At 65.8% G+C, this 26,336-nt stretch carries 21 protein-coding genes; 11 read left to right on the plus strand and 10 right to left on the minus strand.

Translation table 11 applies throughout. From position 1 onward, the window contains the following. Nucleotides 1-97 precede the first annotated feature (97 nt). From rpsA to ABIC09_RS26225, 10 genes are all read left to right on the plus strand, one after another. A complete protein-coding gene (gene rpsA, locus ABIC09_RS26180; protein ID WP_148749073.1) occupies nt 98-1,804 on the plus strand; it encodes a 30S ribosomal protein S1 in 1,707 nt (568 codons plus the stop codon). Between the two features lie 185 nt (nt 1,805-1,989). Next, a complete protein-coding gene (sppA, locus tag ABIC09_RS26185) occupies nt 1,990-2,970 on the plus strand; it encodes a signal peptide peptidase SppA (RefSeq protein WP_354031291.1) in 981 nt (326 codons plus the stop codon). Nucleotides 2,971-3,151: 181 nt separating this feature from the next. Next, on the plus strand, nt 3,152-3,457 hold the full coding sequence (locus tag ABIC09_RS26190; RefSeq protein WP_007598410.1) for an integration host factor subunit beta: 306 nt from the start codon (nt 3,152-3,154) through the stop codon (nt 3,455-3,457). Nucleotides 3,458-3,528: 71 nt separating this feature from the next. Continuing rightward, nucleotides 3,529-3,921: a lipopolysaccharide assembly protein LapA domain-containing protein gene (locus tag ABIC09_RS26195; RefSeq protein ID WP_148749075.1), complete on the plus strand. Its 393-nt coding sequence runs from the start codon at nt 3,529-3,531 to the stop codon at nt 3,919-3,921. Between the two features lie 65 nt (nt 3,922-3,986). Then, nucleotides 3,987-4,646 carry a phosphoribosylanthranilate isomerase gene (locus ABIC09_RS26200; protein ID WP_148749076.1) on the plus strand — a complete coding sequence of 220 codons (660 nt, stop codon included), beginning with the start codon at nt 3,987-3,989 and terminating at the stop codon, nt 4,644-4,646. Continuing rightward, on the plus strand, nt 4,643-5,860 hold the full coding sequence (gene trpB, locus ABIC09_RS26205; protein WP_354085081.1) for a tryptophan synthase subunit beta: 1,218 nt from the start codon (nt 4,643-4,645) through the stop codon (nt 5,858-5,860). The genes ABIC09_RS26200 and trpB overlap by 4 nt, the downstream gene beginning before the upstream one ends. Then, nucleotides 5,857-6,693 (plus strand): tryptophan synthase subunit alpha, encoded by an 837-nt coding sequence (gene trpA / locus ABIC09_RS26210; RefSeq protein ID WP_148749078.1) that lies wholly within the window; start codon nt 5,857-5,859, stop codon nt 6,691-6,693. Before trpB ends, trpA begins: the two co-directional genes overlap by 4 nt. A 110-nt stretch (nt 6,694-6,803) precedes the next feature. Then, nucleotides 6,804-7,745 carry an acetyl-CoA carboxylase, carboxyltransferase subunit beta gene (gene accD / locus ABIC09_RS26215; RefSeq protein WP_148749079.1) on the plus strand — a complete coding sequence of 314 codons (942 nt, stop codon included), beginning with the start codon at nt 6,804-6,806 and terminating at the stop codon, nt 7,743-7,745. Beyond that, complete coding sequence (locus ABIC09_RS26220) at nt 7,742-9,085, plus strand: bifunctional folylpolyglutamate synthase/dihydrofolate synthase (protein WP_354111060.1); 1,344 nt, start codon at nt 7,742-7,744, stop codon at nt 9,083-9,085. The genes accD and ABIC09_RS26220 overlap by 4 nt, the downstream gene beginning before the upstream one ends. Before the next feature lie 134 nt (nt 9,086-9,219). Next, nucleotides 9,220-9,960 (plus strand): metallophosphoesterase family protein, encoded by a 741-nt coding sequence (locus ABIC09_RS26225; protein WP_354111061.1) that lies wholly within the window; start codon nt 9,220-9,222, stop codon nt 9,958-9,960. A 23-nt stretch (nt 9,961-9,983) separates the two neighbouring features. Here ABIC09_RS26225 and ABIC09_RS26230 read toward each other — a convergent pair whose 3' ends face one another. Further along, nucleotides 9,984-10,997 carry an ATP-dependent DNA ligase gene (locus ABIC09_RS26230; RefSeq protein ID WP_354111103.1) on the minus strand — a complete coding sequence of 338 codons (1,014 nt, stop codon included), beginning with the start codon at nt 10,995-10,997 and terminating at the stop codon, nt 9,984-9,986. A 177-nt stretch (nt 10,998-11,174) separates the two neighbouring features. Between ABIC09_RS26230 and ABIC09_RS26235 the strand changes: the two genes are divergently transcribed. Further along, complete coding sequence (locus ABIC09_RS26235; RefSeq protein WP_354031298.1) at nt 11,175-11,603, plus strand: SRPBCC family protein; 429 nt, start codon at nt 11,175-11,177, stop codon at nt 11,601-11,603. A 70-nt stretch (nt 11,604-11,673) separates the two neighbouring features. On the opposite strand, the gene trxA is transcribed toward ABIC09_RS26235, so the two are convergent. From trxA to coaBC, 9 genes are all read right to left on the minus strand, one after another. Beyond that, entirely contained in the window at nt 11,674-11,994 is a 321-nt protein-coding gene (gene trxA / locus ABIC09_RS26240; protein WP_148749083.1) for a thioredoxin, read from the minus strand. 69 nt (nt 11,995-12,063) lie between these two features. Next, the gene (addA, locus tag ABIC09_RS26245) at nt 12,064-15,573 is read right to left on the minus strand and encodes a double-strand break repair helicase AddA (protein WP_354111062.1); all 3,510 of its coding nucleotides are present in this window, start codon (nt 15,571-15,573) and stop codon (nt 12,064-12,066) included. After that, nucleotides 15,567-18,713 (minus strand): double-strand break repair protein AddB, encoded by a 3,147-nt coding sequence (gene addB / locus ABIC09_RS26250; RefSeq protein WP_354111063.1) that lies wholly within the window; start codon nt 18,711-18,713, stop codon nt 15,567-15,569. The genes addA and addB overlap by 7 nt, the downstream gene beginning before the upstream one ends. 224 nt (nt 18,714-18,937) lie before the next feature. Next, entirely contained in the window at nt 18,938-19,660 is a 723-nt protein-coding gene (locus ABIC09_RS26255) for a nucleotidyltransferase family protein (protein ID WP_354111064.1), read from the minus strand. Nucleotides 19,661-19,784: 124 nt separating this feature from the next. Then, entirely contained in the window at nt 19,785-20,102 is a 318-nt protein-coding gene (locus tag ABIC09_RS26260; RefSeq protein ID WP_148750956.1) for a PilZ domain-containing protein, read from the minus strand. A gap of 87 nt (nt 20,103-20,189) precedes the next feature. Then, nucleotides 20,190-21,710, minus strand: a complete 1,521-nt coding sequence (gene tsaE, locus ABIC09_RS26265; RefSeq protein WP_354111065.1) for a tRNA (adenosine(37)-N6)-threonylcarbamoyltransferase complex ATPase subunit type 1 TsaE — start codon at nt 21,708-21,710, stop codon at nt 20,190-20,192. Continuing rightward, nucleotides 21,707-24,211 carry a sensor histidine kinase gene (locus ABIC09_RS26270; protein ID WP_354085091.1) on the minus strand — a complete coding sequence of 835 codons (2,505 nt, stop codon included), beginning with the start codon at nt 24,209-24,211 and terminating at the stop codon, nt 21,707-21,709. The genes tsaE and ABIC09_RS26270 overlap by 4 nt, the downstream gene beginning before the upstream one ends. A 191-nt stretch (nt 24,212-24,402) precedes the next feature. Further along, a complete protein-coding gene (dut, locus tag ABIC09_RS26275; RefSeq protein ID WP_148750953.1) occupies nt 24,403-24,861 on the minus strand; it encodes a dUTP diphosphatase in 459 nt (152 codons plus the stop codon). Beyond that, nucleotides 24,858-26,306, minus strand: coding sequence for a bifunctional phosphopantothenoylcysteine decarboxylase/phosphopantothenate--cysteine ligase CoaBC (coaBC, locus tag ABIC09_RS26280; RefSeq protein ID WP_354111066.1), 1,449 nt, complete (start codon nt 26,304-26,306; stop codon nt 24,858-24,860). Before coaBC ends, dut begins: the two co-directional genes overlap by 4 nt. Between the last annotated feature and the right edge of the window lie 30 nt (nt 26,307-26,336).

Here is a 26,336-nt window from a genome sequence, read left to right on the forward strand (position 1 = left end):
GAGCGGTCGCCCGAAGGTTTTGTGGACCTTCCGACACTGCACGCCCGATACGCCCAAAAACCCAACGGCCGGCAAGACATCCGCAACTGGAGAACAAATGGCTTCGATTTCCGCTGATACCTATAGCCCCTCGCGTGACGATTTCGCCGCGATGCTCGACGAGTCCTTTGCAGGTGGCAACCTGCAGGAGAGCTCCGTCGTCAAGGGCAAGGTGGTTGCAATTGAAAAGGACATGGCCGTCATCGACGTCGGCCTGAAGACCGAAGGCCGCGTTGCGCTGCGCGAATTTTCCGGCCCCGGCCGTGACAGCGAGATCAAGGTTGGCGACGAGGTGGAAGTGTTCCTCGATCGCATCGAGAACGCCCTCGGCGAGGCCGTGCTGTCGCGCGACAAGGCGCGCCGCGAGGAGAGCTGGGGCAAGCTGGAGAAGGCGTTCCAGAACAACGAGAAGGTCACGGGCGTCATCTTCAACCAGGTCAAGGGCGGCTTCACCGTCGACCTCGACGGTGCCGTTGCCTTCCTGCCGCGCTCGCAGGTCGACATCCGTCCGATCCGTGACGTTGCGCCGCTGATGAACAACGCGCAGCCGTTCCAGATCCTCAAGATGGACCGCCGTCGCGGCAACATCGTCGTCTCCCGCCGCACGGTTCTGGAAGAGACCCGCGCCGAGCAGCGTCAGGAGCTGGTGCAGAATCTCGAAGAGGGTCAGGTCATCGACGGCGTGGTCAAGAACATCACCGATTACGGTGCGTTCGTTGACCTCGGCGGCATCGACGGCCTGCTGCACGTCACCGACATCGCGTGGCGCCGCGTCAACCACCCGACCGAGGTGCTCTCGATCGGCCAGACCGTGAAAGTCAAGATCATCAAGATCAACCACGAGACGCACCGCATCTCGCTGGGCATGAAGCAGCTGCTGGACGATCCGTGGCAGGGCATCGAAGCCAAGTACCCGCTGGGTGCCCGCTTCACCGGCCGTGTCACCAACATCACCGACTACGGTGCGTTCGTCGAGCTCGAGCCGGGCATCGAAGGCCTGATCCACGTATCCGAGATGTCGTGGACCAAGAAGAACATGCACCCCGGCAAGATCGTGTCGACCTCGCAGGAAGTCGACGTGCAGGTGCTGGAAGTCGATTCCGTCAAGCGCCGCATCTCGCTCGGCCTCAAGCAGACCATGCGCAACCCCTGGGAGGTCTTCGTCGAAGGTCACCCGACCGGTTCGACCGTCGAGGGCGAGGTCAAGAACAAGACCGAGTTCGGCCTGTTCCTGGGTCTCGAAGGCGACGTCGACGGGATGGTCCATCTCTCCGACCTCGACTGGAAGCTTCCGGGCGAGCAGGTGATCGACAACTACAAGAAGGGCGACGTGGTGAAAGCCGTGGTGCTCGATGTGGACGTCGAGAAGGAGCGCATCTCGCTCGGCATCAAGCAGCTCGAAGGCGACCCCTTCGCCGAGCCGGGCGATGTCAAGAAGGGCGCGGTCGTGACCTGCGAAGTGCTCGAAGTGAAGGAGAGCGGCATCGAGGTGAAGATCGCCGGTACCGACTTCACCACCTTCGTCAAGCGCTCGGAGCTCGCGCGTGACCGCAACGACCAGCGCGCCGAACGCTTTGCCGTCGGCGAGAAGGTCGATGCCCGCGTGATCCAGTTCGACAAGAAGGCCCGCAAGGTCCAGGTGTCGATCAAGGCGCTCGAAGTCGCCGAAGAAAAGGAAGCCATCGCGCAGTACGGCTCCTCGGATTCGGGTGCGACGCTCGGCGACATCCTGGGCACCGCGCTCAAGAACCGCGACAGCAAGTAAGCGAAACGCTTCTTTTCGCTGACATCAAAGCCCCGGCGCGAGCCGGGGCTTTTTTGCTGCGGCTCCGTTCGGGCGACGCGGGGCCTTGTTTTCTTCAAATTGCGCCGCAATTGATGTATCCAGACAAGCCATTGGTCACGTTGTGACGGCACAACGCCAGCGGCCTTTCATTTGGAGATATTCCGATGTCGCTCGATTCGGACATCATCGTCGATCGCCGCAGGATCCGCCGCAAGCTGACGTTCTGGCGCGTGATGGCCGCGCTGATCGCGATCGCTGCGATCGCGGGCTTTGCATTGATCGCAACACCCGGCGCGCGCGGCACCTTCGCTACCGCCGGCTCGATCGCGCGTGTGCAGATCGATGGCCTGATCCGCAGCGATTCCGACCGCACGCAGGCGCTGGAGCGGCTGGAGACTTCGCAGGCCGCCGCCGTCATCGTTCACGTCAACTCGCCGGGCGGCACCACCGCCGGCTCCGAGCAGCTCTATGACTCGCTCACCCGGCTGAAGGCGAAGAAACCGCTGGTCGTCGTGGTCGAGGGTCTCGCCGCCTCCGGCGGCTACATCACCGCCATTGCCAGCGATCACATCATCGCCCAGCAGAGCTCGCTGGTCGGCTCGATCGGCGTGCTGTTCCAGTTTCCCAACGTCTCGGACCTCCTGAAGACCATCGGTGTCAAGGTCGAGGAAGTGAAGTCGACGCCGCTGAAGGCCGCGCCCAACGGTTTTGAGCCGACCAGCCCCGAGGCCCGGGCCGCGCTGGATGCGCTGGTGAAGGATTCCTATGCCTGGTTCAAGGATCTGGTGAAGCAGCGCCGTGGCATGGATGACACGCAGCTCGAAAAAGTCGTCGATGGCCGCGTCTTCACCGGACGCCAGGCGATCGATCTCAAGCTGATCGATCAGCTCGGCGACGAGAAAACCGCCGTGACCTGGCTCGAGGAGCAGAAGGGCGTCAAGAAGGGTCTCAGCGTGCGCGATTACAAGCTCGAGCCACGCTTTGGCGACCTGACGTTCCTCAAGACGGCAGCCGCGGTGACGCTGGAAGCGCTTGGATTCGGCTCGATTGCACACCAAATCGCGCAAACCGGCGTCGTGCAGGCGGTCGATCGCGTCGGGTTGGATGGAATGCTGGCCCTGTGGCAGCCGGCTGCGTCGAATTGACCGGAAAGGCGGGAACAACGCGAGCTCAAGAGCTTTTTCCCGTCTCGCGGGTAGCTGCGCAGCCCGCTTTTTCGGCATTTGTCACGCATTTTCACGACGCTCAAGCTTCATTTAGCGTCTTGACAGATCAAGGCATTTTCACGGAAATGGTCATCCGCACGCTCCCGGGTCCTATCTCTCGATGATCAAATCCGAACTTGTTCAGCGTATCGCCGAGCACAACCCGCATCTGTACCAGCGGGATGTCGAGAACATTGTGAATGCGATTCTCGAGGAGATCGTAGCGGCACTCGCGCGCGGCGACCGCGTCGAGCTGCGCGGCTTCGGCGCTTTCTCGGTGAAGCACCGCCCTGCGCGCGCCGGCCGCAATCCACGTACCGGCGCCCATGTCCCCGTCGATCAGAAGAGCGTTCCGTTCTTCAAGACCGGCAAGGAAATGCGCGAGCGGTTGAACCGCGATCATCCGGATCCTGGCGCGCCGGATTAAGTCTGTCGTCCGGGCTTAACCGAACGGCCGCATGATGCGGCAGCAAGCTTGATTCAAGACGAGCGCTCGCGATGCGAAAGTTCCTGACCGCGCTGATCGTGATTCCGCTGGCCCTCATCCTGTTGACCTTTGCGGTCGCCAACCGGCATTTCGTCACCGTCTCGTTCGATCCCTTTATGGCGGCCGATCCGGCCCTGTCGGTCACGCTGCCTCTGTTCCTGCTGCTGATCCTGGTCGCTGCTTTGGGCGTGATCGCCGGCGGCTGCGCGGTCTGGTTCGGCCAACGGCACTGGCGGCGCGCCGCACGCCGGCATGAGGCGGATGCACGGGCCGCCCGGGGCGAGCTGGCCGATCTGCGGGCCCAGACGGCCCCGGCCAAGCCCGAGTCCCGGCACCTCCCGGTGCCATCAGGGGTAGGCCTTTACGGGGCCATCGGGCGAGACAAGCAGCGCGCGACGTTGTAGAAGCGGCCCGGACTGAAAAACCCGTTTTCCGGCCGCCGCTTGCGGCCTCCACCCGCTTTGAGATCATGTCCCTGCTCGTCAAAATCTGCGGCCTGTCCACACGCGAGACGCTCGAAACGGCGCTCGACGCGGGCGCGGACATGGTGGGGTTCGTGTTCTTCCCGCCGTCGCCGCGGCATGTCTCGCTGGAGACGGGGCGCGACCTCGGCCGCCAGGTGAAGGGGCGTGCGCTCAAGGTCGCGCTCACCGTCGATGCCGACGACGCCACGTTCGACAACATCGTGGATGCGCTGTCGCCCGACATATTGCAGCTCCACGGCCAAGAGAGCGCCGCGCGGCTGCGCGACATCAAGCAGAAGTTCGGCCGCCCGGTGATGAAAGCGGTGCCGGTCGCAACATCAGCCGATCTCGCCGTGCTGCCCGGCTATGCCGCGGTCGCCGACCGCATCCTGTTCGACGCGCGCGCGCCAAAGGATGCGACGCGCCCCGGCGGCCTGGGCGCAGCCTTCGATTGGCACCTGCTGGAACATCTCGATCTCAAATTGCCTTACATGGTCTCGGGCGGGCTTGACGCCGACAACGTCGCCGAAGCCCTCCGCGTCACGGGCGCCGGTGGCGCCGACGTGTCCTCTGGTGTCGAGAGCGCGCCTGGCGTCAAGGACCCCGAGCTGATCAAGGCCTTCATTCGCGCCGCGCGCGCCACGCAAGAGTTGAGCGTCCGATGAACATCGCCAAGCCAAATTCCTACCGCAGCGGCCCCGACGAGCGCGGCCATTTCGGCATTTTCGGCGGACGCTTCGTCGCCGAAACCTTGATGCCGCTGATCCTCGATCTGGAGAAGGCCTACACCGCGGCCAAGGCCGATCCGGCCTTCCAGGCCGAGATGAACGGCTATCTCAAGAACTATGTCGGCCGGCCCTCGCCACTTTATTTCGCCGAGCGCCTCACCGAGCATCTCGGCGGCGCCAAGATTTACCTCAAGCGCGAAGAGCTCAACCACACCGGTTCGCACAAGGTGAACAACGTGCTCGGCCAGATCATGCTGGCGCGGCGCATGGGCAAGAAGCGCATCATCGCCGAGACCGGCGCCGGCCAGCACGGTGTCGCCACGGCGACGCTGTGCGCGCGCTTCGGCCTCGAATGCGTGGTCTATATGGGCGCCGTCGATGTCGAACGGCAGCAGCCCAACGTCATCCGCATGGAGATGCTGGGCGCAACGGTGCATCCGGTGCAGTCCGGCACGCGCACGCTGAAGGACGCCATGAACGAGGCGCTGCGCGACTGGGTCACCAACGTGCACAACACATTCTACTGCATCGGCACCGTCGCGGGCCCGCATCCCTATCCGACGCTGGTGCGCGACTTCCAGTCCATCATCGGCAACGAGACCAAGGTGCAGATGCAGGAGGTCGAAGGCCGGCTGCCGGACTCGCTGGTCGCCTGCATCGGCGGCGGCTCGAACGCGATGGGCCTGTTCCATCCGTTCCTCGACGATTCCACCGTCGAGATTTTTGGCGTCGAAGCCGCGGGCCATGGGCTGACGCAGCTGCACGCTGCATCCATCGCGGGCGGCCGTCCCGGCGTGCTGCACGGCAACCGCACTTATCTCCTGATGGACGCGGACGGCCAGATCCAGGACGCGCATTCGATCTCGGCCGGCCTCGACTATCCCGGCATCGGCCCGGAGCATTCCTGGCTGCACGAGATCGGCCGCGTCAATTATCTCTCCGCGACCGATGACGAGGCGCTTGCCGCGTTCCAGCTGCTCTCGAAGCTCGAAGGCATCATCCCGGCGCTCGAGCCCGCGCACGCCATCGCCAAGGTGATGGAGCTCGCGCCGAAACGGCCAAGAGATCACCTGATGGTCGTCAATCTCTCCGGCCGCGGCGACAAGGACGTCCCGCAGGTCGGCGACATCCTGAAGGGCAAGACCAAGTGACCACGCGTATCGACACCCGTTTCGCCGAGCTGAAAAAAGCCGGCCGCTCGGCCTTCGTCACTTTCGTGATGGCCGGCGATCCCGATCCGGCTACGTCGCTCGAGATCATCAAGGCGTTGCCGAAATCGGGCGCCGACGTGATCGAGCTCGGCATGCCCTTCACCGATCCGATGGCCGATGGCCCGTCGATCCAGGCCGCGGGCTTGCGCGCGCTCAAGGTCGGCATGACGCTGAGGAAGACGCTCGATCTGGTGCGTGACTTCCGCAGGGACGACAATGCGACGCCGATCGTGCTGATGGGCTATTACAATCCGATCTACATCTACGGCGTCGACAAGTTCCTGGTCGATGCGAAGGCCGCCGGCATCGATGGGCTGATCATCGTCGATTTGCCCCCGGAAGAGGATGACGAGCTCTGCCTGCCCGCGATGAAGGCCGGCCTCAACTTCATTCGCCTGGCGACGCCGACGACCGACGACAAGCGCCTGCCGGCCGTGCTCGCCAACACCTCGGGCTTTGTCTACTACGTCGCCATCACCGGCATCACCGGTGCGGCTGCGGCGGACGCGACCGCCGTGAGCGGAGCGGTTGCCCGCATCAAGCGCCACACCAAATTGCCGGTCTGCGTCGGCTTCGGCATCCGCACGCCGGAGAACGCCCAGGCTATTGCCTCGCATGCCAACGGGGCCGTGGTCGGCACCGCGCTGATCGATGCGCTCAAGAACAGCCTCGATGCCGGGGGCCGCGCAACCGCCAAAACCGTTAACGCCGTGGCTGAGCTGACCGCGGCGCTGGCCCAGGGCGTCAAGGGCGCGAAACAAGCGGCCGAATAGGCCATAATTCCGCTGCCAAAGCGGACGACACGGCGGCTTGCCGGGCAGAGGCCCGGCCGCCATATAGTCCTTCAGGCGATCCCCTGCGGGTTCGCACATCGGAGCAAACCATGAACTGGCTTACCAATGTGGTCCGGCCGAAGATTCGCAACATGCTGCGGCGGGAGACGCCGGAGAATCTGTGGATCAAGTGCCCGGATTCCGGACAGCTCGTGTTCTACAAGGACGTCGAGGCCAACCAGTTCGTCATTCCCGGCTCGAACTACCACATGCGCATGGGCGCGGTGGCGCGTCTGAAATCGATCTTCGACAACGAGACCTGGTTCGACGTGGCTCTGCCCGATGTCACGCCCGATCCGCTTAGGTTTCGCGACGAGAAGAAGTACGTCGATCGCATCAAGGACGCGCGCGCGCGCACCAATCTGAACGACGCGGTCAAGGTCGGCTACGGCAAGCTCGAAGGCGCCGGTGTCGTCATCGCCGTGCAGGATTTCGATTTCATGGGTGGATCGCTCGGCATGGCCGCAGGTGAAGCCCTCGTGCGCGGGCTCGAACTCGCGGTCGAGAAGAAGTCGCCCTTCATCGTGTTCGCAGCAAGTGGCGGCGCGCGCATGCAGGAAGGCATCTTGTCGCTGATGCAGATGCCGCGCACCACGGTCGGCGTGCAAATGCTGCGCGAAGCAAAGCAGCCCTATATCGTCGTGCTGACCAACCCGACCACCGGCGGCGTCACTGCGTCCTATGCGATGCTCGGCGACGTGCAGATCGCCGAACCCGGCGCGCTGATCGGCTTTGCCGGTGCGCGCGTGATCGAGCAGACCATCCGCGAGAAGCTGCCGGAAGGCTTCCAGCGCGCCGAATATCTGAAAGAGCACGGCATGGTCGACATGGTCGTGCATCGCCACGAGCTGCGTCCAACTTTGGCGCGGCTCTGCCGCCTGTTGACCAGGGCGCCGGCGCAGGAGAGCGCGTCGAAATCGGTGCAGCCTGTCGTCAGCCCGGCACAGATCGTCATGTCCCCGGAAGCGGCGCCGGCTGCGCCCCACGCGTGAACGCATCCTCTGACAGCGCAAAGCCGTCGCTCGATGCATTGATCGGGCGGCTGTCGGCCCTGCATCAGAAGCGCATCGATCTCGGGCTCGAGCGGATGCACCGTCTGCTTGAGCGGCTCGGCCATCCCGAACGCAAGCTGCCGCCCGTGATCCACGTTGCCGGCACCAACGGCAAGGGCTCGACGGTGGCCTATCTGCGCGCGACGCTGGAGGCGGCCGGCCTGCGGGTCCACGCCTACACATCGCCCTATCTGGTCCGCATCAACGAATGTTTCCGCCTCGGCCGCGGCGGTGGTGGTGTGCTGGTCTCTGACGACGAGTTGCGCGCCGCGCTGGAAGAGGTTGAGCGCGTCAATGCCGGTGAGCCCGCGACTGTGTTCGAGCTCAAGACCGCGGCCGCCTTCCTTTTGTTTGCACAGAATCCCGCCGACGCAGTCCTCCTCGAGGTCGGCCTCGGCGGCCGGCTCGATTCGACCAATGTGGTCGATGCGCCCGCGGCCTGCGTGATCACGCCGGTTAGCATGGATCACATGGAATTTCTCGGGGACACCCTGGCGTCGATCGCCGGCGAGAAGGCGGCGATCATCAAGCGTGGCGTGCCGGTGATTTGCGCCGAGCAGCCGCCCGAGGCGATGGCGGTGATCGAGGCGCAGGCCAAGCGCATGCGCGCGCCGCTGTTTGCTGCGAACGAAACCTGGCACGTCAATGTCGAGCATGGGCGTCTGGTTTATTCCGACGAGCGCGGCTTGATGGATCTGACGGCGCCGCGGCTGTTCGGCCGTCACCAGTTTGACAATGCGGGGCTCGCGATCGCGGCGCTACGCGCCATCAACGCCTTCAAGGTCAATCAGGCGGCGTACGAGGCCGGCATCGTCGGTGCCGAATGGCCGGCGCGGATGCAGCGTCTCAGCTCGGGCGAGTTGCTCTCCTGGGGTCCGCAGGGCTGTGAGATCTGGCTCGACGGCGGGCACAATGCCGAAGGCGGCCGCATCGCAGCCGCGGCGCTCGGCGATCTCGAGGAGCGGGTGTCGCGGCCGCTGGTTGTTATCGCCGGCATGATGGCCAACAAGGATGCGGGAGCGTTTCTCGCCAATTTCGCCGGCCTCACCCGTCACATCATCGCGGTGCCGATTCCGGACACCGAGAACGCGATGCCGGTCGACCGCCTCGCGGATGCCGTGCGCAGCCTCAGCATGCGCGTCGAGATCGCGCCCAGCATCGAGGCCGCGTTGCGCGCTTTGTCGCGGCTCGCCTACGAAGTGCCGCCGCGAATCCTGATCACGGGCTCGCTCTATCTCGCCGGCCACGTGCTGGGGCTCAACGGCACGCCTCCTGCATAAGCGCTCGTGTCCCGGACAAGCGCAGCGAAGCGGAGCGCCGATCCGGGACCCAGAATGCCGCAACATGGGCCCCGGCTCTGCAGCGCACCGCTGAAGAAGCGCTGCGCTGCGTCCGGGGCAAGAGAGAGAAGCCAATGCGTTTTGCCGCCATTGCCGACGTCCACGGAAACTATCTCGCGCTGGAGGCGGTGCTTGCCGACATCCGCGCGCAAGGTGTCACTGACATCGTCAATCTCGGCGACATGCTGAGCGGCCCGCTCGATGCGCGTCGTACCATCGAGATCGTGATGAAGCTCGATGCCGTGCACGTGCTCGGCAACCACGACCGCTATCTGCTCGATCGGCCCCCGGAGAAGATGGGCTCGTGGGACCGTCCCGCCCGCGCAGCGCTCGATGCCGCACAACTCGACTGGCTGCGCGCGCAACCGATGACGCGGGTGTTTCGCGACCAGGTTTTTCTCTGTCACGCGACGCCCGAGGATGACGAAGTCTACTGGCTCGACACTGTGCATCCCGACGGTACGGTGGCGCTATCGCCGCTCGATCGGATCGAGCAATTCGCGCAAGGCATCACGCAGTCGCTGATCCTCTGCGCTCACACCCATCTTGCCCGTGCCGCGCGGCTTCGCGACGGCCGGCTGATCGTCAATCCCGGCAGCGTCGGAAGCCCCGGCTACCGCGACGTGCATCCGTTCCCGCATCTCGTCGAAGCCGGCACGCCGCACGCGCGCTATGCGATCCTGGAATGCGTTGACGCTGCCTGGCAGGTCACGTTCCGCAATGTCGGTTACGACCATGAAGCGATGGCCGCGCTCGCCCGCCGCAACAATCAGCCGGAGCTCGCAAACGCGCTGGCGACGGGGTGGATCAAGTAGCTATTGCTCTGTCCGGGCCACAGCTACTTCTGTTTCAGCAGCTTCATCGGATCGGCTACCTTCTGCTTCAATTGCTCGAAGCTGCATTGCCGCGGCGCCTTGTCGGGCCGCCAGCGCAGGATCGAGGTGCCGTGGCGAAAGCGCTCACCGCTGAAATGGTCGTAGCAGACCTCGATCACGAGCTCAGGCTTGAGCGGACACCACTTCGCCGAGCGATCGGTGGACCAGCGGCTGGGTCCGCCCGGCGCGCTGCCGCTGAAGCCGGGCTCGCCGATCAATGCCTCCAGCCTGTCTGTCAGAGCCGGCTTCTCCTCTGCCTTGATCGCTGAGGTGAAGCCGACATGGTGCAGCAGTCCCGCGTCATCGTAGAGCCCGAGCAGCAGCGAGCCGACGACTTTCCGCCCCGAGAGCTTGTTGGTCGCGTAGCGGAAGCCGCCGACCACACAATCGGCGCTGCGAAACTCCTTGATCTTCTGCATGCCGTCGCGGTTTCCCGCCTGATAGGACAGGTCGACGCGCTTGGCGATGACGCCGTCCGAGCCGCCGCCCGCCTGCGCCAACCACTTCTTCGCGGTGACGTAGCTCATCGTCGCCGGTGAGAGACGGAACGTGCTCCCTCTCAGATTGGCCTTTGCAAAGGCCTCCAGCGCCAGCCGTCTCTTGCCAAGCGGCTCGTTGGCGAGATGCTTCTCCCTGGCTGTTGCGAGCAGATCGAAGACAAGATAGAGCGCCGGCGTCGCCTCCGAGAGCTTCTTGACGCGGCTTGCGGCGGGATGGATCCGTTGCAGCAATGCGTCGAAGGAAAAAGCTTTGCCCAGCGGTACGACGATCTCGCCGTCGAGCGTGAATCCATCCGCCCTCAGCTTCTGCGCGGCGGCGACGATTTCAGGGAAGTACCGGGCGAGGCCCTCGCCTGATTTCGAGCGCAGATCAATGCTGCTGCCGGCGCGCGACAGCAGGCAGCGAAAACCATCCCATTTCGGCTCGTACTGCCACTCCTTGCCGCGCGGTATGGCATCGACCGACCGCGCCTCCATGGCCGTCAGCATGGCAGGCTTCCGACGGGTTTGTCGGCGGGAAGAGGGCACTGCGAACGCTCTTTGACTCAGAACATCCCCTTCCAACGCGAAGCGCGAGAGTTCGCTCCTCCCGGAAGCCGTGACAATTTACTGTGCGCACGTATTATAAGTCACATAGCAAAGGTTAGGCACGTCATGAGCGACGAAAACACCTGGCAGTGCGAATACGCCATCGAGACGTCTGCACCCGCAGAGACGATCTGGAGCATCTTTCGCGATGTTCGCAGCTGGAAAGCCTGGAATGCAGGCATCGAGCGGATCGACATCGACGGGCCCTTTGTGGCCGGCACCTGGTTCACGATGACGCCACCCGGCGAGGATGCGCTACGCTCGCAACTGATCGAGGTCCGCGAGAACGCATGCTTCATCGACGAAACGCGAGTCGGCGATCTCGTGATCAAGGTAGCCCATCGCATCGAACCTCTTGGATCGGCGCGCACGCGCGTCGTCTATGCCGTCGACGCAAGAGGGCCGCAGGCGTCCGAGATCGGTCCGGCTGTCGCGTCGGATTTTCCCGATGTTCTCGCCAGCCTCGCCAAGCTCGCTGAAACGAGATCGGCATGATTGCGGCCAGCAAAAAATAACGGCCGGCGAAGCGCCGGCCGTTCTCGAAATCATCGTGTCGCGAGGTGGATCAGACCGCGGAGGTGATCCACTGCTGGAGCTTCGCCTTCGGCGCCGCGCCGACCTGACGGGAGGCCATCTCGCCGCCCTTGAAGATCATCAGGGTCGGGATCGACATCACGCCGTACTTCGACGCGGTCTTCGGGCTCTCGTCGACGTTGAGCTTCACGATCTTGACCTTGTCGCCCATCGTGCCGGCGATCTCGTCAAGCGCGGGGGCGATCATGCGGCAGGGGCCGCACCATTCGGCCCAGAAATCGACGACCACAGGACCGTTCGCCTTGAGCACTTCGGCTTCGAAATCGGTATCGGAAACCTTGCCAACGGCCATGGGAGTACCTCACTCGGTTGAAAGAGAATCGGCGCGACGTAGAATCGCGCCCGGGATCATGGCCTCAACCTATGAACGGCCCCTTGCCGGGTCAAGGACGCTCACGCCGACATGAAGGGATGCCAGCGCCGCGTCCAGCGCGGGGGCTGAAATCTCCATATATTCAAGGGCCTCGGTCCAGAGCAGGACGGCGCGGATCGGCTTTTGGGGATAAAGCCGGGACAGCACCGCCCGGTACAGCGCAAGCTGCCGGACATAGGCGGAGGGGGTTTCCGCGGCGCTTTTGGGGGCGGTCTGGTTGGTCTTGAAATCGACGATCAGGACCTCGTTCGGGCGAACGACCAGCCGGTCGATTTGCCCCGACACCAGCGCCGGCGGGCGGCCCGGCCGGTCGAGTTTCCCGACGATGGCGACCTCCGCCCGGCTGCCCTCGGCAAATACCGGTGCAAAGCGCGGTTCGGCGATCAAGCCGAGCACCTTGTCGGCCAGCGTGACGCGATCGGCATCGAGCCAGTCGCCGGCATTGCGCGCCATGAAGCCGAGCGCGGCCTCGCGCCGGCGCTCGGTGGCGACGTCGGGCAGAGATTGCAGCAACCGGTGCACCAGCGTGCCGCGCTGCAGCGCCAGTGCACGCGACTGGACTGATTCGCCCGATCGCACGCTGCGGCCTTCCTCGGCCGACTGGCCGGAGGGACGCACCGGATCGTCTTCGATGCTCTCACGCGGCGCCGGCGTCCGCAGCCAGTCCGGCAGGATGATCGTCTGATCCACACTTGTCGCCGGCGTGCCTAGCGCCGCGACGTCCTCGGGACGGGCGAATCGGGTCACCTTGCCGAGCGGCGTCTCGATCGTCTGCTTGTCCAGGCCGGAGCCGGTGAGCCCGGTGTCGACGAGGTCGTACCAGCTCAGCCTGCGGACACTTCTCATGTTGCCGGGCAGGCAGCCGCCGACGACCAGCCGATCGGCCGCGCGCGTCATCGCGACATAGAGCAGGCGGCGATATTCGTCCTCGGTCTCCTCCAGCATCGCCTTGCGCGCGTCGGCGACCGGCTTGGGATCGTCGGCCTTGCGCCCGGCCCAGACCACGACCTCGCCGCCATTGCCGCGCGGCACGTGAATCAGCCGCACCCGCTGCGAGTCCGCGGGCGACGACGTCGTGTCGACCATGAACACGACCGAAGCCTCTAGACCCTTGGCGCCATGCACTGTCATCACCCGCACCTCGTCGCGGGTGATTTCCATGTCGCGCTTCACCTCGGTGTCCGCCGAACGCAGCCAGGCCATGAAACCCTGCAGCGAGGCCGGTGCCTTGCGCTCGCAGTTCAGCGCCAGCTCCAGAAATTCGTCGAGCGCGTCATTGGCCTCATGGCCGAGCCGGCGCAGGATGCGCGCACGGCCGCCGTCACCGCCGAGCAGCCAGGCATAGAAGGCGAACGGCGTCTCCTCGCGCGCACGGATCTCGCAGGCTTCGAGGCGCCGCAGCACGGTTGCGAACTTCTCGCTTCCAGCGGCATGCTCGCCGAGCGCGCGGCGCAGCGATCCCTTGCGGTCATGGGCAAGCTGAAACAGGTCGTCGTCGTCGAGACCGAACAGCGGGCTCTTCAGCGCCACCGCAAGCGCGAGATCGTCCTGCGGCAGCAGCAGCGCGTCCGCAAGGTTCATCAGATCGATGATCGCGATGTGCTCGGTCAGCTTCAGCCGGTCGGCGCCGGCGACGGGAACGTTGGCGTGCTTCAGCGCCTGGATCACCGCGTCGAACGCGTTGCCGCGCCGGCGCACCAGGATCAGCATGTCGCCATAGCGCAGCGGCCGTCGTTCGCCCTCATGTCCCGTCAGCGTGCCGCTCTCGACCAGCCGCTTGATCTCGGTCTGGATGCGGCGGGCAAGCTTGACCTCGGGGCTGGTGACGGCAACGCCGTCGAACGGCGCGCGCCAGCCCTCGATGTCCTGCCTGTCATCGGCCTCGGCAAGATCCCACAGCTCGATCACGCTCGGGCCGGCATCGGCGAGTGCATTGTGCAGGGGATGGCCGATCTCGACCGAATGAATGCTCTTGTAGATCTGGGGATCGCGGAAGACGTGGTCGACCGAGTGCAGGATCGCCGCGCCTGAGCGGAATGAATAGGTGAAGGCGACCGGATCGAATTTCAGCCCGGCCGCGGTGAACTTGCGATGCAGCTCGCGCCGGCGCGCGTCGAATTCGCGCGGCGCCGCGCCCTGGAACGAGAAGATCGACTGCTTCTCGTCGCCGACGGCGAAGACCGTGCGGTTCAGCCCCTCGCGCGCGCCTTCGCCGGTGGTGAATTCCGAAATGATGTGCGCGACGATGTCCCATTGCCGCGGGCTGGTGTCCTGGGCCTCGTCGATCAGCACATGATCGACGCCGCGGTCGAGCTTGTAATGCACCCAACCGGAGGAGATGCGGTTCAGCATCGCCAGCGTCTTGTCGATGAGGTCGTCGTAGTCGAGCAGCCCGCGTTCCTGCTTCTCGCGCCGGTAGTTTGCAGCGGCGGCGGTTGCGATGTGCAGCAGCGCCGCGGTGCGGTCGCGCATGGTCACCGCACGGCGCCTCTCGATCAATCCACCGAGGCGGGACGCTTCGTTCTCGAACAGGCGCGCGACGGACGGATTTTGCTCGCAAAACTTCTTGGTCAGCACGGCCTTGCGCGGCAGTTTCTCATCGGTGAGAAAGACGCCGAGATAGGCGTCGACCTGTGCCGCGCCGGAGAACACTTTTGCCTCGCGAAGACGGCTCGCCTGGTCGTTGTCGGATTTGCTGCCTTCCTCCAGCGCGACCGCGATGTCGTCCCAGCGAGATCGCGGCAGGAACGGGCCATCGAGGATCTCAGTCTCGACGTCCTCGATGCGGTCGGCGGCGCCAACGCCCAGCACCGCCGCCATCTGCGCGGCAGCGGCCTCGGCGCTACCGGCTTCATCGGTCCATGCCATGAAATGATCGCGGCTGAGACAAGCCTCGCGCACGACTTCCTTGAAGGTCACATCGGCGGCACTCGCCATCGCGGTCAGCAGCGCGCGGCCGGTGACAGTCTCCGGATCGCGCGCGGCTTCCAGCAGCACCTTCAGATTGGCGCGCTCCATCATGTCGGTCTGGTCGCGCTCGTCGATCACGGCGAAGCGCGCCGGAACATTGGCCTCGAACGGGAACTGCTGCAGCAGGCGGGTGCACAGCGCGTGGATGGTCTGCACTTTCAGCCCGCCCGGCGTCTCCAGCGCGCAGGCGAACAGTTTTCGCGCCTCGCGGCGCAGCCTTGCAATGGGATGCGGGATTCCGACCGCGCGAATCGCCGCATCGAGCCCGGTGTCGTCAAGCGTCACCCAATGACCAAGGGTGGTGAACACGCGCTCAGCCATGTTGGCGGCCGCGGCCTTGGTGAAGGTGATGCAGAGGATCTTTTCCGGCGGCACGCCCGACAGCAACAGGCGGATCACGCGCTGCACCAGCACATGCGTCTTGCCCGAGCCGGCATTGGCCGACACGAAGGCGGACGCGGTCGGATCGGAGGCACGCGCCTGCCGCGCGCGCACTTCATCCGGGATGGGGCGGGGGGCCTTCACCATTCCTCGATCCCCAGGCCGCCGGCCGCGGACCATTCCTTGATCCGGGCGAGATCGTCATAGGCGCCGTAGCGGTCGGCCCACATCGGCAGGTTCAGCGAGGTATAGGGCTGGTTCTCGTCGTCGAAGGCGCGGATCAGGACCTCCAGCTTCGCTCGCGCCTCCGCCGCCGCGGTGTCCGGCGGCTGCGGCTCGTCGCCCTGCTTGTACTTGAGCTCGAGGATGCGCTCCTCGCCCGGCGGATTGTTGCCGCTCAGGCGGACATAGACGAGCTGGCTCACGGACGCGCCGGCGTCGATGTCGGGAAAACCGCCCTCGCGCAGGATCGCAGCCTCCAATGTGAGCTGCGGCGACAGGCCCATGCGGACCTGCTTGCCGGTCGGCGGCTGGCCGGTCTTGTAGTCGAGAATGGCGTAGCCGCCGCCCTGGCGCCGCTCGATGCGGTCGGCGCGCGCGGAGAGACGGAAGCTGCGTTCATTGTCGAGCTTGATCGAGATCTCGCCGCGGGTCTCCGCGGTGATGGCTTCGATCGAATCGCGGCGCGCCGTCTCCCATTCGCCAAACCAGCGCGCGATGCGCTGGAAGCGCGGCCACCACAGCGCCCGCGCCTCGGGTCGCTCCATCAGCGGGGCAAAATACTTTTCGCCGATCGCGCGCAGCACACGGGCGGGATCGTCGGGCAGCTGCGCGGCAAAGGTTTCGGTGAACTCGCCGAGCGCATCGTGGATCGCCGAGCCGCGGTCGGCGGCTGAGAGCGGCATGTCGACGGGATCGAGCGCGTCGAGCCGCAAGATGTGCTTTGCGTAGATCGTGTAGGGATCGCGCAGCCAGTCCTCGATCGCGGTCACCGACATCTTCAGCGGCCGCGTCGCGCGCGGCGGCCGTGGCTCCGGCTGCTTGATCGGCTTGACCTCGGCAGGCTGGTCCAGCGCGCCTGCGAACTGCACGTATTTCTCGCCGGCGCGAACCGCGGCGTTCCAGAGATCGTCGCCCGCGACAGCTTCAAGCCGGTGCAGGAAGCGCGAGGCCACCGCCGGCGCGCCGCCGGCCTTGGCGGAATGGGTGAGGATCACCTCGCCGCCGCCGAGCAGTTGCGCAAAATCATGCGCCGAGAGGCCGATACGTCGCTCCGGCAGATCGAGACCGAGCTCATGTCGCATCGGCCGGCTGAGCCAGGGATCGATCCGCGGTGCCGGCGGCCAGACGCCTTCGATCAGGCCGCCAATGATGATGCGGTCGGCCTGCATCAGGCGCGATTCCAGCGGGCCGTAAATCTGCAGCCGCGCGCCCGGCTTGTCCCGCCGCCGCACCGCGCGGTCGCTGAACGCGGTCTGGAAGACGTCGGCATAGTCGGACAGCGGCGCCATCAATCCGCTGGTCGTGCCGCCGCGTAAGAGATCGTCGAAGGCACCGGCGAGCGCGAGGCCTTCACGCTCCTCGAAAGCGAGCGGAATGCCCTGCTCGTCGCGCGACAGCTCGATCATGATCTCGCGATGCCGATGCGCAAGCTCGGCGAAGTCAAACGGCTTCGATGACGCCAGGCTCTCGATCGGCGCCAGGGCTTTTTGCAAGGCATCGATCAGCGCCTGGATGCGGTCGAGGTCATCAGGCTTGAGGCGTGCGCGAGTTTCGGCGTGGTGCAGCGCGGACACCTCGCTGCGCCACAGCTTGGATAGCTCGTCGCGAAAGCGATTGAACTCGCGCAACAGGCCGGCCGTGCCCGCGGGCGGACGCGTGCCGCGCAGCACCGCAAGCTCCAAGCCCTCGATCGCCGTCTTCCATGCGCCAGGCAGCCGGCCGAGCCGGCACAGCGGATGTTTCAGCATCGCGAGCAGCGTCGGCGGCTCCAATCCCTTCGTTGCCGCCTCCGCCGCAAGGCGCGCAAACACGCCGGCGGAGGTCTCCATCAGCACGTCGCCGCCGGAATCGTCGAAAGCGAGATCCCATCGGGTCAGCGCGGCCATCACCCGCCGCGCCAGCGCGCGATCGGGCGTCACCAGCGCCGCCGATTTGTCGAGATGCCGCGCCTCGCGCATCGCGATGGCGATGGCGAGCGCCTCCATCTCCGGATTGGGGGCTGCGACCACCGCGAGATCTTTCATGCCGCCGGCAATCTTCGCGGCCACATCCGGCTGCTTCAGCCGGTCGTGCCATACCTCCGTCTTGGCGGACGGCCGCATCGATTCGGATGCGAGCAGATCGCGGCCGCCTTCGGCCGGCGGTTGAAGGATCTCGACATCGCTGCGCCTGATGCCAAAACGATCCAGCAGCGCGTGCATGGCATATTGCGGATGGTTCGAGGCCGGATGCTCCGCGAATTTGCCGAGCGCATCGCGTACGCCGCCGATGCTGCGCCAGGCGTCGTCGTCGAGATCGGTGTCGAGGCCCGGCAGCACCACGGCGCCATGCGGCAGCGAGGCGACCGCGTGCAGGAATTTTGCGGTGGCCGGCATCGAGCCGGTCGAGCCCGCCGCGATCACGGGCCCATGGGGATGCGCGGTCAGCCGTTTAGCTTCGGCCGCGATCAGGAGATCGCGCCGCGCCGCCGGCTCGATCCGGTTGATCTCGGCGAGATGGCCGGGCCAGGCGATGCGGGCGATGCGCAGGAATTCGAGCGAGTGCTGCCAATAGCGATCGAGGTTATCAGGCACCAGCCCGTCGAGCGCGCTCCAGTCGACGCCACGCGTGACCATGTCGTCGATCAAGCGCGCGAGATCGGAGGCGAGAGCCAGCGTTGAGGCCGGGCCGCCGACCACCAGCGGCGCCAGCACGGGACCCTTGGCCCAGGCGGCAACGAGTTGCGCCAGCGTCAGTCGGCGTTCGAGCTCGCCGAGCCGCGGTGGAATCTCGAGCGGCGTTGCACCGGAAAACTGCTCGCCTTCGTCGGCGAAAGCCAACTCGTCCTCGTCGATGTCGCCGAGCGCGACGATGCGCGGCAGCACCACGGCGTCCGCCTTCATCTCGTCGAGGAAGATCTCGCGGACGACGCGCATCGCGCGCCGCGTCGGCAGATAGAGCGTGGCGTCCGCCAGCCGCGCCGGTTCCTTGCGCGCCTCGAAGCCGTCGACCAGCCGGCCGTCGACCAGGCTCGATACGATCGTGCGTAGGAACGGAACTGAGACTGGAACGCTGAAAACGCGCATGGGCCGCCTGATTCGGGAATCAAGCGCCAATATAGGGAGGCGGACTCAAATGGATATGGGCAGGGCGAAATCGTCCCCGCTGTTCGCCGTACCAGCACAGGTGTTGTAGGGTGGGTAAAGGCGCACTTGCACCGTGCCCACCGTATTCGTCATCCGGGGTTAGCTTGATTTGGTGGGCACGCTTCGCTTTGCCCACCCTACGGCACCGTGTGCGAGAGCAGCCCCTACGCCACGCTCTCCAAAAACGCCTCTTCCGCGGCGTGGACCGCATCCGGCGTGCCGACATGCATCCAGACGCCGTCGAGGCGGAGGCCGAACAGGCGCTCCTGCTCATTGGCGCGGTCGAACATCTTTGTCAGCGAGAACTCGCCCCGCGGTGCGTCCGCGAAGATCGTCGGCGACAGAATGGCCGCGCCCGCATAGACGAACGGGACGATCTCCTTTTCCTTGCGCTTGCGCAGCGCCCCGTCGGGCAGCATGCCGTAGTCGCCGCGGCCGCTATAGCCGATGCTGGTCGCCGTGGGCGCCATCAGCAGCAGGATGTCCATGCGCTCGGGGTCGAAGTTTTCCGCAAGCCGCGCCAGATTGGAGCGCACGCCGTCGATCCACAGCGTGTCGGAATTGACGTGGAAGAACGGCGCATCGCCGAGCAGCGGCAGCGCCTTGACCACGCCGCCGCCGGTGCCGAGCACCTCGTCGCGCTCGTCCGAAATGGTCACCTGCGGATGCTGGCGCGTCGCGGTGTGATTGATGATCTGGTCGGGCAGATAGTGCACGTTGACCACCGCCTCGGTCACGCCGGCCAGCGCGAGCTTGTCGAGCACGTGGTCGAGCAGCGGCTGGCCGGCCACCGGCACCATCGGCTTTGGCATCGTATCCGTCAGCGGACGCATGCGCAGGCCGAACCCTGCGGCGAGCACCATGGCTTTGGTCGGCTTGACGGACATGCTTCGCTTTCTCGAACCTCAGAAATTCGCGCTTGCAGCAAACCTAGCACGGACCGGAGTCGGCCGCACCGCATCTCAACGGCCTTAACCACCCGCCGTGACGTTTGTACGACGTGTGTTGCCGTCACGCCCCGACGGCCGTGGAGCGCGCCTTTTTCTTCTTCTCGCCTTGCTTGAGGAAATTGACGCCGATCTGGTCGCCATTGACCCAGGCCAGTTCACAACGCCGGTACGCTAACCCGGTGGACGACAATACGAGAAAAAATTCCTTCAGGTGCAGGCCTTCGACCGAACCGTCGATGGTCAGCTTGGCGCCGCTCTCGGAGACGTCCTCCATGGTGCATTCGCGCCGCCATGTGCCGTCGATCCCCATCATCTGGGCCGGCACCCCACGTTCGAAAACAACCCTGCTGTTCCCGCGCTGGTCCGTCTTGACCGCCATGTGCCCTTGCTCCAGCCCCGATTTGTCCGGCTGCCCGCGGGCGATGATACCGGTGCGATGGCTAACAGCCGGTAAACCAGTTCGGGCTCAGGATTGGGGCGGCGGAACGTTAGCGAGATACCAGTCGCGCAAATGCTCAAGCGCCGGATGCGCCAGCGAGCGCTGCAGATAGGTCCAGATCCGCGGCTGGTGGCGCAGATAATGCGGCTTGCCGTCGCGGCGGTTGAGCCGGGCGAAGGTGCCGAGCAGGCGCGTGTTGCGCTGCGCCGACATGATGGCATAGAGCTCGGCAAAGTCGGCCGGATCGAAGCTTGCATCGTCAACGCGGCGCGCCTTGATGTAGCGCGACAGCAGCGTCAGCTCGAGGGCTTCGGGCACGTCGATGCGGGCGTCCTGCAGCAGCGACACCACGTCATAGGAGTGCGGTCCGAGCACGGTGTCCTGGAAGTCGATCACGCCAACGCGCGCCATGCCGGTTCGTTCCGCGAGCCAGATCAGATTGGGCGAATGGTAGTCGCGGATGGTCCAGGTCTTTGGCGCGGCGAGCGGCTTCTTCAGCAACTCGCGCCACATCGCACTAAATTCCGCATGCTTCTCGTCGCTCAGCGGCGCGTTGCGATCGGGCAGATACCATTCCGGCATCAAGCCGATTTCAATCAGCAATGCGCCAGCATCCCAGGCGGGGATCGCATAAGTTTGCCCGTCCACCGGCAGCGTCTCCGGCAGCGTCTTGCCGTGCAGCACGGCCAGCACGTCGGTCGCGGCTTCATAGCGCTCGGTGATCGGGCGCGGCGGATCGCCTTCGATCACGCCTTCGCCGCCGAAATCCTCCGAGATCAGGAAACCGTGGTTGAGATCGACATGGTGGATTGCGGGCGCCGAAATTCCTGCCGCGCGCAAGCCTTCGTCGATGGCGACGAACGGCTTGATGTTCTCCGCAAGGTGCACCGCGGCGCTGTAGGATTTGCCGTTGTAGATCGCGGCGCCATCGGGGCGCTGCGGCGAGTTCATGAGGATGACGACGCCGTCGTCGCGGATCAGCCGCGCATAGGAGCGCGTCGAGGCATCGCCGGCCATGCGCTTGCGGCCTGCGTCGATATAGCCGGACGCATCGAGGAATTCGCGCAGCGCCTTCAGCCGCGCAACGGTCGTCGCCCCCTTGCCACAGCCGGCGATGTCGGCGGCCCGTGCGTTCGAGCCCAGCGCCGGGCGATGCGTCAGCGCGATGTCGATGCGGTCCGCGGGCATCGCCGACGGCGCACGCTCCGACCATTCGATCAGCACGAGCGTGGCCTCCGGCAGCGGCGACAGCCCGATCTCCTCGAGCTCGCTCTCGTCCTCGACGCGATAGAGGTCGGCATGCATCACGGCAAACGCCGGCAGCTCGTAACCCTGTACCAGCGTGAAGGTCGGGCTCGGCACTTCCAGCTCTTCGTCGCCGGCAAGGTAACGGATCATGGCGCGGGCCGCGGCAGTCTTGCCGGCACCGAGATCGCCGGTGAGCGTGATGACATCGCCCGGGCCGACCAGCAGCGCGAGATCGGCCATCAATTGCGCGGTCGCCGTCTCGTTGTGAAGCGCGACGGAGAATGTGGCCGGCGCAATCATTCGGCGGCGTCGCGATGCGCCGCCCGGTCGGTCGGGAAGTCGCAGATCACGACCGTGCCTTTGCCGGCGGCCGAATCCACTTGCACCTTGCCGCCGTGCAGCTCGACGAAGGAGCGCACCAGCGACAGCCCGAGCCCGGCGCCGCGATGACGCGAGCCCTGCGAGCGGCTCTCGAACCAGTTGAACACCTTGTCCTTCATGTCGGCGGGTATTCCAGGACCGGAATCTGTCACAATGAAGACCACGCTGCGCTCGGTGCGGCGCGCGCTGATCCCGACCGTGGAATCCTGCGGCGAGAAGCCGACGGCATTGGCGAGCAGATTATAGAGCACCTGCACTACGCGCTTCTCGTCCCCGACGAAGCTGCCGACATCGGGGGCGATCTCGACCTTGAGGCGGATGCGGTCGGTGGCGAGCCGGTCCTGGATGCCCTCGGCGGCGAGCTCGATGGTCTTGCTGACGTCGACCGGGCCGAGCTCCAGCTTCATGGCGCCGGCGTCGATCGTGGCGAGATCGAGAATGTTGTTGGTCAGCGCCAATAGCGCATTGGTCGATTTGGTGACGTAGTCGAGATATTCGGCCTGCTTCGGCGTCAGCGGGCCGGTCGAGGGGTCGCTGAGGAAATGCGCGAAGCCGATGATGGTGGTGAGCGGCGAGCGCAGCTCGTAAGAGACGTGGTGGACGAAATCCACCTTCATCTGGTCGGCGGCCTCCAGCGCCTCGTTGCGCTCGCGCAACGCGCGCTCGACATTCTCGGTGTCGGTGATGTCGAGGAAGGTCAGCATGGTCGCGCCGTCCGGCAGCGGCCGGATCATGCCGTCGAGCACGCTGCCGTCCTTGCGCTCCAGCTTGATCGGCACGTCGGCGCGGTTCTCGATCGAGGTGATGGCCTCGCGGATCTGGCGCCAGACGATTGGATCGTCGAACAGCTGATGGCACCAGCCCTCGACGGTCTGGATATGCGGCTCCTCGCGCATGGCGTCGTTCGACAGCTTCCACATCCGGAGGAACGCCGGATTGAACAGCTGTGCCCTGCCGTTGCTGCCGAACACGGCGACGCCCTCGGCGAGGCTGTCCAGGGTCTCGCGCTGGACCCGGATCATGCCGTCGAAGCGGCGGGCCAGCTCGAGGCTCTCGGTGACGTCGTCGAACAGATAGGTGACGCCGCCTTCGGGATTCGGCGTCGTGACGACCGACAGCGCGCGGCCGTCGGGCAGGTACCAGGTGTCCTTGGCGGCCTCGACCGCGCGATAGGCCTCGTGCAGCTTGGCCTTCCAGGCGCGGAAGTCCGGCTGCTCCGGCAGTTTGCGCGCGGCGCGGAGCTGGTCGAGCACGCTGGAATCGTCGGGATCGGCGTCGAGGAAAGTGCGGTCGAGGTCCCACAGCCGCCGGTAGGAATCGTTGTAGAAGGCGAGCCGGCGCTGGCCGTCGAACACGGCCACGCCGGAGGAGAGCTGGTCGAGCGTGCGGCGATGCGCCTCCGCCATTCGCACGAGGGCTGCGCTCAGCGCATCCGCTTCGCTGGCGTCGATCGCGACGCCGACATTGCCGTTGCCGACATTGACGGCGCGCACGTCGTACATGCGCCGCTCGCCGCCGGTCACGATCGGCAGCCGCGAGGTGAAGCTTGTGGCCTCCTTCAGGCTGCGCTCCATGGCCGTGCGGTCGGCGCTGTCAAGCAGCTCGAGCTTGCGCTCCTGGGCGTCAATGATGCTGGTCGCTTCCGTGGCGCGCACATAGGCCGGATTGGCAAAGGTCAGCGCGCCGTTCTCGCCCTTGGCCCAGATCGGCCATGGCGCGGCAGCGGCGAAGCCGCGCAGCATCTCGGTTTCATCGGAGAGCGCCTTGTAGCGCAGGTGGGTCTCGGCCAGATCGCGGCGCAGGCCTGAGAGCTCGCGGATCCGGACAATGGCCTGGCCGCCGATGGCGCGGCCGATCGCTTCCAGCGTGTGGCCGTTGGCGGTCGTCAGCGTGATCTGGAAGCCGTCACCGTGCTCGCGCAGCGCATCGACGGCGTGATCCATCTGCAGCGCCGGTTCCGGCGGCAGCCAGGTTCCGAAGGCGAGCACGCGTTGCGGCGACGAATCGCGCGGCAGCACCAGCGCGATGTCGCCGGAGATCTGCGCGCGATCGTCGCCGGCCGGCCAGGAAATCAGGACCTGCGGTTCGGCGAACAGCAGCGCGCCGAAGCGGTCGGACTGCAGCTGGAGTTCCCTGATCCGCGCGCGCAAGGCTGCCTCAGTCTTGGCCTTGCCGACGCGTGTGCGCATCAACAGGATCGCGGCCACCACCGAGAAGCCGAGCAAAGCCAGCGCGGTGGCCAGCACCGCGAGTTCCTGCCGGTTGAAATCCAGCAATATCGAGAGAGTGTCGACGAGGTCGGCGGCCTCAGCCGGCGCAGCCGGCAGCAGCGCTGCGAGAGCGCCTCCCAATAAGCCGTTGCGCGCCAACGAAGTGCACGACAACAGCGTCCGACGCATCGACACGATCACGCCTGACATAGTTGCCCCAAGACCGCACGAATTTACGCGCGGCGACCCCCGCCGCACGCGAATCAAGCGACAATACCCTCACCGCGACTCCACCGGTAAGAGTCCAGACCGTGAACGCAAACGTGGTCTTACAAAAATGCGGGTGGCAAGGTTCCAGCCCACGTAGTTCTGCGGGATGATTTGGTTGAGATTGCCGCGCGTTAGCGGCCGGTCGAGCCGAAGCCGCCGGCGCCGCGGTCGGTCGAGGACAGCGTCACTACCGGAACCAGCGCGGCCTGGACCATTGGCGCGATCACCATCTGCGCGATGCGCTCGCCCCGCTTGATGACGAACGGCGCGGCGCCATGGTTGATCAGGATCACCTTGATCTCGCCGCGATAGTCGGCGTCGATCGTGCCGGGCGAGTTCAGCACGGTGACGCCGTGCTTGGCGGCAAGCCCCGAACGCGGCCGCACCTGGGCCTCGTGCCCAGGCGGCAGGGCAATCGCAAGCCCGGTCGGCACCAGCGCATATTGGCCGGGCGCAAGCGTCATCGGCTCGCTGTCCGCCACCGCCGCCATCAGGTCGAGGCCGGCGGCCTCCGTGGTCTGATAGGCCGGCAGCGGCAGGCCTTCCGCGTGGGGCAGGCGCTGCAGTTCGACCGTGATTGTCGTGCTCAAGATGCCGGCTCCAGGGGTTTGTCGGTCACGCTTTTCACGATATGAGCGACCAGCTCGATGGCGACCTGTTCCTTGGTCATTACCGGCCAGGAATCAACTGTGATCTCGCCGTTGTTCTCGGCATTCTTGCTGATGAGGTGCACGGTGTTGCGGTCGCCGCCCATCACGCCGGTGGCGGGCGAGACATCGTTGGCGACGATCCAGTCGCAGCCCTTGCGGGCGAGCTTTGTCTTGGCGTTGTCGATGAGATGCTCGGTCTCGGCGGCAAAGCCGATCACCAGCGGCGGGCGCTTCTCGGCCAGCTTGGAGATCGTGGCGAGGATGTCGGGATTCTCAACCAGCTGAAGCGGCGGCATGCCGGCCGAGGACTTCTTCAGCTTCTGCTCGCCTTCATTGGCGACGCGCCAGTCGGCAACGGCGGCGGCGAAGATCGCGATGTCGGCGGGAAGCGCAGCCTGCACCTGCTCCAGCATCTGCCGGGCCGATTCCACATGCTTCACCGTCACGCCCTGGGGATCGCTGAGGTCCACGGGGCCGCTCACCAGGATCACGTCGGCGCCGGCGGCCTGCGCGGCGGCGGCGATGGCAAAGCCCTGCTTGCCGGAGGAGCGGTTGGCTATATAGCGCACCGGATCGATCGGCTCGTGGGTCGGACCTGCGGTGATCAGCACGCGCTTGCCGGCGAGCGGGCGCGGCACCGGCGGCCGCAGCAGCCGCTCGGCGGCGGCCGCGATCTCGATCGCCTCGGACATGCGGCCGACGCCGGCTTCGCCCGCTTCGGCCATCTCGCCGGAGTTGGGGCCGATCAGCAGGACACCGTCACGCTGAAGCTGCGCGACGTTGCGGCGGGTCGCCGGATTGTTCCACATCAGCGGATTCATCGCCGGCGCGATCAGTATATTGCGGTTGGTCGCGAGCAGGATGGCGCTGGCGAGATCGTCGGCATGGCCGTTGGCCATCTTGGCCATCAGATCGGCGGTGGCCGGCGCCACCACGATCAGGTCGCAGTCGCGCGCGAGACGGATGTGGCCGGCGTCGAACTCGCTCTGGGGATCGAACAGATCGGTGTAGACGCGCTCATGGGAGAGGGCGCTGACCGAGAGCGGCGTGACGAACTGCTCCGCCGCCCTGGTCAGCACGCAGCGAACCTCGATGCGCCGCTCCTTCAGCCTGCGGATCAGGTCGAGCGACTTGAAGGCCGCGATCCCGCCGCCGATGATCAGGGTGATGCTGGCCTCGGGGACGGCGCTGGCGCGAGGGGACGCGGCCGCAGGGGATGCCTCGGGCGGCACCGCAAACGGCGTCAGCGGCTCCTCGCGGCCCTCGATCAGCTCCCGGAGGATGACCCGGACCTCTTCCTCGACCGATCTGCGGTTCTTGGCCGAACGCAGTCGCAGATAGGTTTTGACGTGTTCGTCGAGCTTGCGGATGGTCAGGCTCGCCATGACGCCTCTCCAGCACGGAATGATATCGAT

It is taken from the genome of Bradyrhizobium sp. S3.12.5 (assembly GCF_040548225.1).
GTDB lineage: Bacteria > Pseudomonadota > Alphaproteobacteria > Rhizobiales > Xanthobacteraceae > Bradyrhizobium > Bradyrhizobium cytisi.

What these genes read in the sequence shown, in the direction of transcription:
- trxA (WP_148749083.1), bottom strand. Translation starts at nt 11,994, where the DNA reads ATGGCCGTTGGCAAGGTTTCCGATACCGATTTCGAAGCCGAAGTGCTC.
- addB (WP_354111063.1), bottom strand. Translation starts at nt 18,713, where the DNA reads ATGCGCGTTTTCAGCGTTCCAGTCTCAGTTCCGTTCCTACGCACGATC.
- addA (WP_354111062.1), bottom strand. Translation starts at nt 15,573, where the DNA reads ATGGTGAAGGCCCCCCGCCCCATCCCGGATGAAGTGCGCGCGCGGCAG.
- ABIC09_RS26190 (WP_007598410.1), top strand. Translation starts at nt 3,152, where the DNA reads ATGATCAAATCCGAACTTGTTCAGCGTATCGCCGAGCACAACCCGCAT.
- ABIC09_RS26235 (WP_354031298.1), top strand. Translation starts at nt 11,175, where the DNA reads ATGAGCGACGAAAACACCTGGCAGTGCGAATACGCCATCGAGACGTCT.
- ABIC09_RS26260 (WP_148750956.1), bottom strand. Translation starts at nt 20,102, where the DNA reads ATGGCGGTCAAGACGGACCAGCGCGGGAACAGCAGGGTTGTTTTCGAA.
- ABIC09_RS26230 (WP_354111103.1), bottom strand. Translation starts at nt 10,997, where the DNA reads ATGGAGGCGCGGTCGGTCGATGCCATACCGCGCGGCAAGGAGTGGCAG.
- ABIC09_RS26225 (WP_354111061.1), top strand. Translation starts at nt 9,220, where the DNA reads ATGCGTTTTGCCGCCATTGCCGACGTCCACGGAAACTATCTCGCGCTG.
- ABIC09_RS26270 (WP_354085091.1), bottom strand. Translation starts at nt 24,211, where the DNA reads ATGTCAGGCGTGATCGTGTCGATGCGTCGGACGCTGTTGTCGTGCACT.
- ABIC09_RS26195 (WP_148749075.1), top strand. Translation starts at nt 3,529, where the DNA reads ATGCGAAAGTTCCTGACCGCGCTGATCGTGATTCCGCTGGCCCTCATC.
- tsaE (WP_354111065.1), bottom strand. Translation starts at nt 21,710, where the DNA reads ATGATTGCGCCGGCCACATTCTCCGTCGCGCTTCACAACGAGACGGCG.
- ABIC09_RS26200 (WP_148749076.1), top strand. Translation starts at nt 3,987, where the DNA reads ATGTCCCTGCTCGTCAAAATCTGCGGCCTGTCCACACGCGAGACGCTC.
- coaBC (WP_354111066.1), bottom strand. Translation starts at nt 26,306, where the DNA reads ATGGCGAGCCTGACCATCCGCAAGCTCGACGAACACGTCAAAACCTAT.
- rpsA (WP_148749073.1), top strand. Translation starts at nt 98, where the DNA reads ATGGCTTCGATTTCCGCTGATACCTATAGCCCCTCGCGTGACGATTTC.
- accD (WP_148749079.1), top strand. Translation starts at nt 6,804, where the DNA reads ATGAACTGGCTTACCAATGTGGTCCGGCCGAAGATTCGCAACATGCTG.
- ABIC09_RS26255 (WP_354111064.1), bottom strand. Translation starts at nt 19,660, where the DNA reads ATGTCCGTCAAGCCGACCAAAGCCATGGTGCTCGCCGCAGGGTTCGGC.
- trpB (WP_354085081.1), top strand. Translation starts at nt 4,643, where the DNA reads ATGAACATCGCCAAGCCAAATTCCTACCGCAGCGGCCCCGACGAGCGC.
- sppA (WP_354031291.1), top strand. Translation starts at nt 1,990, where the DNA reads ATGTCGCTCGATTCGGACATCATCGTCGATCGCCGCAGGATCCGCCGC.